Raw genomic sequence first — 7,812 nt, forward strand, 5'->3', positions numbered from 1 at the left:
ATATATACAGCAGTGTACTTCATCTACCTCTCTTTGGAAACTACGCAATAATGTTAACTGACTCATTAAAACAAGGCATTCGTCAAGCTTATAAAGCCATTGGTGAAAACTTAACAAACTTCAACCCAAGAAAGCAGCAAACGTTTCTTATTGCGGAAATTGCAAAAACCTTAGCCGGAGAATACTCCAAAGAACGTAAAATAATTACCATTGAAGCTGGTACCGGAACGGGTAAGTCGTTGGCTTACAGTTTAGGCGCAATTCCTCTTGCGTTGGCGAAAGATAAAAAAGTATGTATATCGACCGCAACGGTTGCACTGCAAGAGCAATTAGTAGATAAAGACTTACCCTTTTTAAAAAGTCATGCCGGATTAGATTTCACCTTTACCTTAGCTAAGGGCCGACAGCGTTACGTTTGTAGACAAAAACTTACTCAAGCAATTAGCCATAATAGTGACTCTCCGCAAGCAGGCTTTACCTTTGCTGAAAAACCTAAAGCAAGCGACATCAGAACTCTAAATGCTATGCATAAAGCGCTAACTGATGGTAGCTGGTTAGGAGATATAGACTCATGGCAAGAAACACTGCCTTTGTCGGTATGGCAGCAAGTACAAAGTGACAAACACAGCTGCTTAAAAAGCATGGCAGACCATAGTCATTGTCCTTTTCATAAAGCCCGAGAAACCATGGAGCAAGCAAATGTGCTTGTGGTAAATCATAGCTTACTTTTGGCTGATTTAGAGCTCGGTGGCGGGCGTATATTATCACCTCCCGATGAAACCTTTTATATTATTGATGAAGCCCACCATTTACCCAAAGTAACGCGTGATTTTTCAAGCGCAAGTATTACCGTTAAAGGCGCCATTGAATGGCTAACAAAATGCCGCGAAACAGGCGATAAAATGTCAGCTTTAATCAAATCTCAACGAGCAATATCTCCTGCTTTAAAGCTTAGTGATGACATTCAAGATATATTAACTGAGATGCAACACGTACTTAGTTTTATTAATAGTAATGCTATAGGCTACTTTCCCAGTAAAGAGAGTGATTATGCTACTGCCGCAAACACTTTTCTCACTAAAACGAATAAAGAAGAAATATATCGCTTTGAAGACGGTATTATTCCCAAAGAATTAAAAAACTGGGCCGAAGAAATTAAAGAGCTCAGTAAAAAGTCATTAAGTCATTTAAATAAGCTTTACAGTGCATTAGTTGAGTCGGTTAAAGATGGTGATACACAAATGTATCTTGCTGAGCCTCTATTAGCAGAGGCAGGGTTTATGTTGCAACGCCTTGAAAATTTTCAAGCTTTGTGGCAAATGTATGCCAAAACCGATAGTGATAAAGGTGCGCCAATGGCACGTTGGTTAGAAAAATCTCCGACCAAGCAAGGAGAATATATACTGAGTGCTTCACCTATTGAAGTCGGTTTTACTTTGGAGAATATGTTATGGAGCCAATGTGAAGGTGCCGTATTGTGCTCAGCAACTTTAATGGCATTAAACTCCTTTGATCATTTTCGTTTTCAGGCAGGCCTAAGAGACGATGATGGTAGCCAATACCAACAAGTTAATTCGCCTTTTGATTATCAAAATAATGCAAAGTTGCTGATTGCTAACATGGATAACGAACCTAACAGCAAAGACTTTACCGATGAACTCATTGAAAAAATTCCGCACTATTTAAAACAAGGTGATGCGAGCTTAGTGCTATTTTCATCATATTGGCAAATGAATAAAGTTGCCGAAGCCATTAGAGAGACACATCAGTTAGACATTGTGGCGCAAGGAGAGCATTCTCGACAACACATTATAGAAGCGCACAAAAAACGTTGCGATAAAAACAAAGCCAGTATTATTTTTGGAACACAAAGCTTCTCTGAAGGACTAGATTTACCCGGAAAGTATTTAACGAACTTAATCATTACTAAGCTGCCCTTTTCCGTTCCTACTTCGCCTGTAGAGCAAGCACAAGCAGAGTATGTTACGGCTAAAGGCGGTAATCCATTTATGACCTTATCGGTGCCTGACACCTCTAAAAAACTTGTTCAAGCTTGCGGTCGATTACTTAGAAATGAATTAGATGAAGGGGTTATTACTTTAATGGATAAAAGAGTAGTGACCAAGCGCTATGGTAAGCAGCTCCTCAGCTCACTACCGCCGTTTAAGCAAGTTATTGAGTAAGCTTAATCCAATAACTCTCCAGCCCAAAACACTTTCAAAAACACAAAAAAAAGTGCTTAAATAAATTTAAGCACTTCAAAAAATAATAAGGTGTAAATAGTTTGGTTAGGCTAATTTACCGCTGTTTTTGAAAATTCAATATTAACACCCGCTTTAACGAGCTCTTGATAAAAATCTTCAATAGTACAGCTTTCAACCTGCCCACAAACAATACCATATTTCAAAATGGCAGGCTCGTAACCTTGTAAGGAGCCTTTTTTAAACCATGCAAGCGCTTCAATAACATCTTTTTCAACGCCAGTACCAGTTAAGTACATTTGAGCAAGATTAACTTGACCTGGTGCATAGCCAAAATCAGCTGAAGTTTTGAACTCATCAAATGCTAATGCTTTTGTTGTTTCGTATTTTAAATGCTCTAAACCCGCTAAGTTTTCTTTATTACCCGGAATAAATACTGAAGTGGCTTCAAACTGCTTATCTGGAACAACTAAGTTACCATCTAACATATTGCCATCTGGGCGTCTTACTAAAAAGATAGCGCCAGATTCAATCATGCCTTGTAATTCAGCAATGGTAAAATTGTTACGTTTTTCTTGGAAAAACTTCTCAAATCTTAGCTGTGCATAACGAATAGTTTCATTAAGCTCATGCTTTTGAGGATAAAAATAACTACTATAATTAAGTGTTATTACATTGCCTGTAATATCACTTACTTTCGCCATACGATATTTTTCTGTTGGACGTAAATTATCTTGCATTAAACGAAAATCAAGATAATACAAATCATCTATTTTAGGCGCAGCTACATAACTAGCGGTGAGTACATTTTTTTGATGCTCACCATATAAAAAATTACCCGCTACAGCTAAACCAATAGCCATAAGAACCGCTAAAATTTTATAACGGTGCGTTTTAAGCCAAGGATCGGGATCTTTGGTGTCAACCGTGTAGTGGTAATAAATTTCTTCGCCTTCACTTGTCTTAGCTGAAGCACTATCATTAGTGTCTTTAATTTCAGCCTCCGCAGTGATCTCTTCTGCTTGTTGATCAGCTTCTACATCTTGTAAAGGCTCATCTTCCTCATATTGTCGAACTGCTACCTGTGCCATAACCGCTCCTAACTTCTTATTATTTTAAGATCCATTAAACCATTTGAACATAAAACACACAAGCGTTAATTTTATGTTAAACATCATCTAAGTATATTATTAACCTAGTTTTATTTGTTAAAACCAATAAAACTAGGTGCTACAGCTTAGTGTAATATTTCAACGACCTGATCACATTTATTTACAAATAATCATGATCGTTACTGAGCTAATATAATCATATTAATATAAAAAGCAATAATCGCGCCATAAAAAACATCATAATATCTACAAATAATTATTAAGGATAAAAGCACAAAAATTCACTTTGATTTTTCAACCAAAGTGAATTTAATTCTGTATGAAAACCTACCTTTTTGCCATATGATTCAAAGAGCTATGAAGTTTCAGCACAACTCTTCGATCATAAAAATTAACTTCTTGCTCTGTTGTTGCTGCCACTGGCGCTGTTTCGCCATAAGCCTGCATCGTAATTTGATCCTCATTAACACCTTGTGCCATTAATAATGATCGCACTGATTCTACTCGAGCAAGTGATAATTGCTGATTATGATCCGCTTCACCCGCTAAGTCGGTATAACCCGATAACGTTATGCTAAGGTGCGGTGTATCGTTTAATACTTGAGCTACCGCCGAGACCTGTTCTTGATAGTGCGCTGAAATTTCACTTGATCCAGTTGAAAACTGTAAACTCATTAGTAAGTTTTCAAGCGATAATTGTTCATTTAAACCACTATCATTGGCTAACTGATATTGTGTTTTAACTGACTCAATATCTTGTTGGTAGTTTTGCAGAGCCCCTGCTAATTGCATTTTATATTGGGCTATTTCATCTTGATTTTTTTTCATATGATCCTGAGCAGAGGCTAACTCTGTTGATAAAACCTCAACGTCATCGGTCGCATTAATATGCTTGGCAATAAAAATACCGGTAACGCCAGCAACAATGGCTCCTAGAGGGCCCGCAACAATAGCACCAACTAATGCACCAGTGCCAAAGCCAATATTTTCATTCTTACTTTTTTCTTCATGAGTTTGTACGCTACTGCTCATCATAGTTTCTTTCGCCATTAACGGCGTACTTAATAAACTCATGATGATAACGCTAGTAATTGCAGTTTTTTTTACGGTTAATGTATTCATTGTTATATCCTTTACAGTCTAATGTGTCGTAATACCAAGCTATCAATCAGATACTTAGTTAAGTTAATGAGCTAGTGGTTAACTCAATAACTGTATTAAACTCCACAAACGAGCCAAAGAAGTGACGCAACAATGGCAATGCAGCGAGCAATTGTGTCAACATTATGGCAATTATCGATATTTAGCCCTTTGTGCGTATTTATTCGATATAGTCTTGAATAGCCAGATTAAATAAAATGACCGCAGATTAAAAAAGGTAATGAATACATGTCAAAAAGCATTGCAATTGTTGAAGATGAAGCCGCTATTAGAGAGAATTATGCCGATGTATTACGTAGCCAGGGCTATCATGTACAAACTTATGTAAACCGCAGTGACGCCACACATGCTTTCAATTTACGTTTACCGCATTTAGTTATTTTAGATATAGGCTTAGAAGATGAATACGACGGAGGCTTCACCTTATGTCAGCAATTGCGCAGTTTATCTTCAACCTTACCTATTATTTTTTTAACCGCACGTGATAACGACTTTGATACTGTTTCTGGCTTACGTATTGGCGCAGATGACTATTTAACTAAAGACATTAGCCTGCCACATTTAACCGCACGTATTTCTGCTTTATTTCGCCGACAAGATGCCATGAAAAAACCAGTAGATAACGATAATATTCTGCAAGTTGGTCCACTTATGGTTGATAGCACCCGTATGCATATTTCTTGGCAAGAACAAGCTATTGACTTAACCATTACAGAGTTTTGGTTGGTACACGCCCTAGTAAAACACCCAGGACATGTTAAAAATCGCAGCCAATTAATGACCGACTCTAAAATATTTGTTGATGACAGCACTATTACTTCACACATAAAACGTATTAGAAAAAAGTTTATGCTCTTTGATGAAAACTTTGACTGCATAGAAACCGTTTACGGTATGGGTTATCGCTGGCAGAGTAATTAACGTGTCTATTGTCTCCTCTACCCCTGTAAAAAAGTCGTCATTACGTTTTGGCTTAAAAGCTAAATTGTTATTACTTTCAAGCTTTTTATTTGTCATTCCTTGGTTTGGTTATCAATATGTTTGGGAAATGGAAAAATACTTACGTTTTGGACAAGAGCAAACCATTGTTGGTACCGCAAGGGCTTTAGCTACGGCATTACACGAGCGCGCTAATTTATTTAATAATCAAGCCAGCTTTTTACCTAGCGTTGAAAAAGGAAAAGATCTTTATGGGTACCAATTTAACGAGCCGATTCAACTTGATGGTTTAAAAAAAGACTGGGTAAACTATTCAGATCGCGCTCATTATTATGATGCACAGCACCGCTTGAATAACACAACACAAACGAGCGAAGTAATAGCCTCTACCGTATTACCTAAAAGTAACCCTATTAGTGTTACTTTTAGCGCCTCAGTGGCCAAATATGATAAATACTTATATTTATTTTTTAGTGTGAAAGATGACCATGTAATATTTCGTGATACTAATGCGCTTAGCGTGGTTAATAACGATCACATTGAGCTCGCTTTTGATGATAATAATAACAACTTCAAACGCTTTATTATCAGTAATAAGTCAAACGGCTGGCTTAGTGCTTTTCATATTGCAAACTCAGTAGATAATAGCGCAGCAACAATAACACCAGCACCAAAAATCCAAGGTCAGTGGCTTACCACCGCTCAAGGATACAATATTGAGTTAAGAATTCCGCTAGATGATATTGGCGACAAAATTGCCTTTGCGGTACATGATGTTGATAAAAAACATGGCGAAATAACGGCGAGTATCGGCTCAGCAAGCCCCAAACAAACAACAACATTAGGTACTATTTTAGTACCTTCTCCTGAAATTGAACGCATTGTTAAAGGAATGCGTTATAGCCATTCAAGCATTTGGGTTATTGATCAGCATCATCGCGTACTCGCCAGCGCAGGTTCATTATTAAATGCGGGCGGAGTTTGGCAAAAGAACAGTGCAATCAATGATAATAATCATAACGATGATGGGCTTTGGCAAACTGTTCAACAAAAATTTTTACTGCCTCTTTACTATAAAATACTGACCAAACCGCCAAGCCACTTTATTGATAAACTTTATGATGCCCAGCACTTAACTGGCGATCACATTATTACCGCGTTAACGGGCCAAGCAACCTCGCAATGGCGCTTAACTACTGATAAGCAAGCCTTAGTGCTATCTGCCGCCTACCCTATTTATATTGATAACCAAGTAAAGGGTGCCGTTATTGTCGAAGAAACAACAAATGGTATTAGAACCCTACGTAATTTAGCGCTCGAAAAACTATTCAGTGTTATTTTGGCAATTATGATTTTGGGGGCATTAACATTTACGTTGTTTGCCACACGCATATCATCTCGTATTAGTCGGTTAAGTAACCAAGCAGAACAAGCTATTGATGAACACGGCCGTATTACTGGCGCAGTTCAGGCGGCTAGCACTAATGATGAAATAGGTGATTTATCGCGAAGTTTTGCACGTGCAGTTAACCGACTGAGTCAATACAATCATTACTTAGAAAATATGTCTGCGCGGCTTTCTCATGAATTACGCACGCCTATTGCCGTTGTTAAAACATCTCTTGAAATACTCGCCCTTGAACAGGAAAACAACCAAAATCCCCAAAACAGCCAAAACAAGCATAAAAACGCTTATATTGAACGCGCACAAACGGGTATAAACACCTTAAATCTTATTTTAACAAATATGAGTGAAGCGACGCGATTAGAGCAAATATTAGTAAACACCGAAAAGTCATCGTTTAATATTACTCAGCTGATTAAAGGCTGTATTTCGGGCTATCAAGGTATTTACCCCGAAGTAAAATTTACCTTAATAAATAAAACTATTACTAACCCTGAGCAAAAAAGCGATATAGAAGATATTACTTTTTATGGCTCACCTGAGCATATAGTTCAGCTACTTGATAAAGTAATTAATAATGCCGTTGAATTTAGTAATGATAATAATGTACTCATTACCTTGCAGCAGCAATCACAACAACTTCACCTTACTATCAGTAATAATGGCGTACATTTACCCAAAGCGATGTTAACAAGTTTGTTTGATTCTATGGTTTCTGTGCGTAGTCAAAGTAAACAAGCTCAGCCACATTTAGGGCTAGGACTTTATATTGCCCGTTTAATTTGTCACTTTCATCAAGGGGATATCACTGCTGAAAACCACTTTGAACCTGATGGTGTTAGCATTAATATTTCACTGCCATTACCTAAATAACGTAAATAACGTAAACATATAAAGAGCGCTAGTAAATGCGCCACCGCTCTTTATCGTCTCTTAAGTGATTTAACCAACATAAAATTAATTAACATGAAGATAGCTTTTCTTCTTTTCATAT

5 protein-coding genes are annotated in these 7,812 nt (G+C 37.4%); 3 read left to right on the top strand and 2 right to left on the bottom strand.

Annotated elements, in window-relative coordinates; translation table 11 throughout:
- Positions 1-50: 50 nt before the first annotated feature.
- Positions 51-2,183: an ATP-dependent DNA helicase DinG gene (dinG, locus tag KO495_RS04680; protein ID WP_215979230.1), complete on the top strand. Its 2,133-nt coding sequence runs from the start codon at positions 51-53 to the stop codon at positions 2,181-2,183.
- A gap of 110 nt (positions 2,184-2,293) precedes the next feature.
- Here dinG and KO495_RS04685 read toward each other — a convergent pair whose 3' ends face one another.
- Both KO495_RS04685 and pdsO read right to left on the bottom strand, forming a co-directional pair.
- Positions 2,294-3,292 (bottom strand): SEL1-like repeat protein, encoded by a 999-nt coding sequence (locus KO495_RS04685; protein WP_215979231.1) that lies wholly within the window; start codon positions 3,290-3,292, stop codon positions 2,294-2,296.
- 348 nt (positions 3,293-3,640) lie between these two features.
- Complete coding sequence (gene pdsO, locus KO495_RS04690) at positions 3,641-4,435, bottom strand: sortase-associated OmpA-like protein PdsO (RefSeq protein WP_215979232.1); 795 nt, start codon at positions 4,433-4,435, stop codon at positions 3,641-3,643.
- Positions 4,436-4,702: 267 nt separating this feature from the next.
- On the opposite strand from pdsO, the gene pdsR reads away from it, so the two are divergent.
- Entirely contained in the window at positions 4,703-5,395 is a 693-nt protein-coding gene (pdsR, locus tag KO495_RS04695; protein WP_215979233.1) for a proteobacterial dedicated sortase system response regulator, read from the top strand.
- 1 nt (position 5,396) lies between these two features.
- Positions 5,397-7,691, top strand: coding sequence for a proteobacterial dedicated sortase system histidine kinase (pdsS, locus tag KO495_RS04700; RefSeq protein WP_354668364.1), 2,295 nt, complete (start codon positions 5,397-5,399; stop codon positions 7,689-7,691).
- Positions 7,692-7,812 lie beyond the last annotated feature (121 nt).

This window comes from Colwellia sp. D2M02 (genome assembly GCF_018860755.1).
Lineage (GTDB): Bacteria > Pseudomonadota > Gammaproteobacteria > Enterobacterales > Alteromonadaceae > Colwellia > Colwellia asteriadis.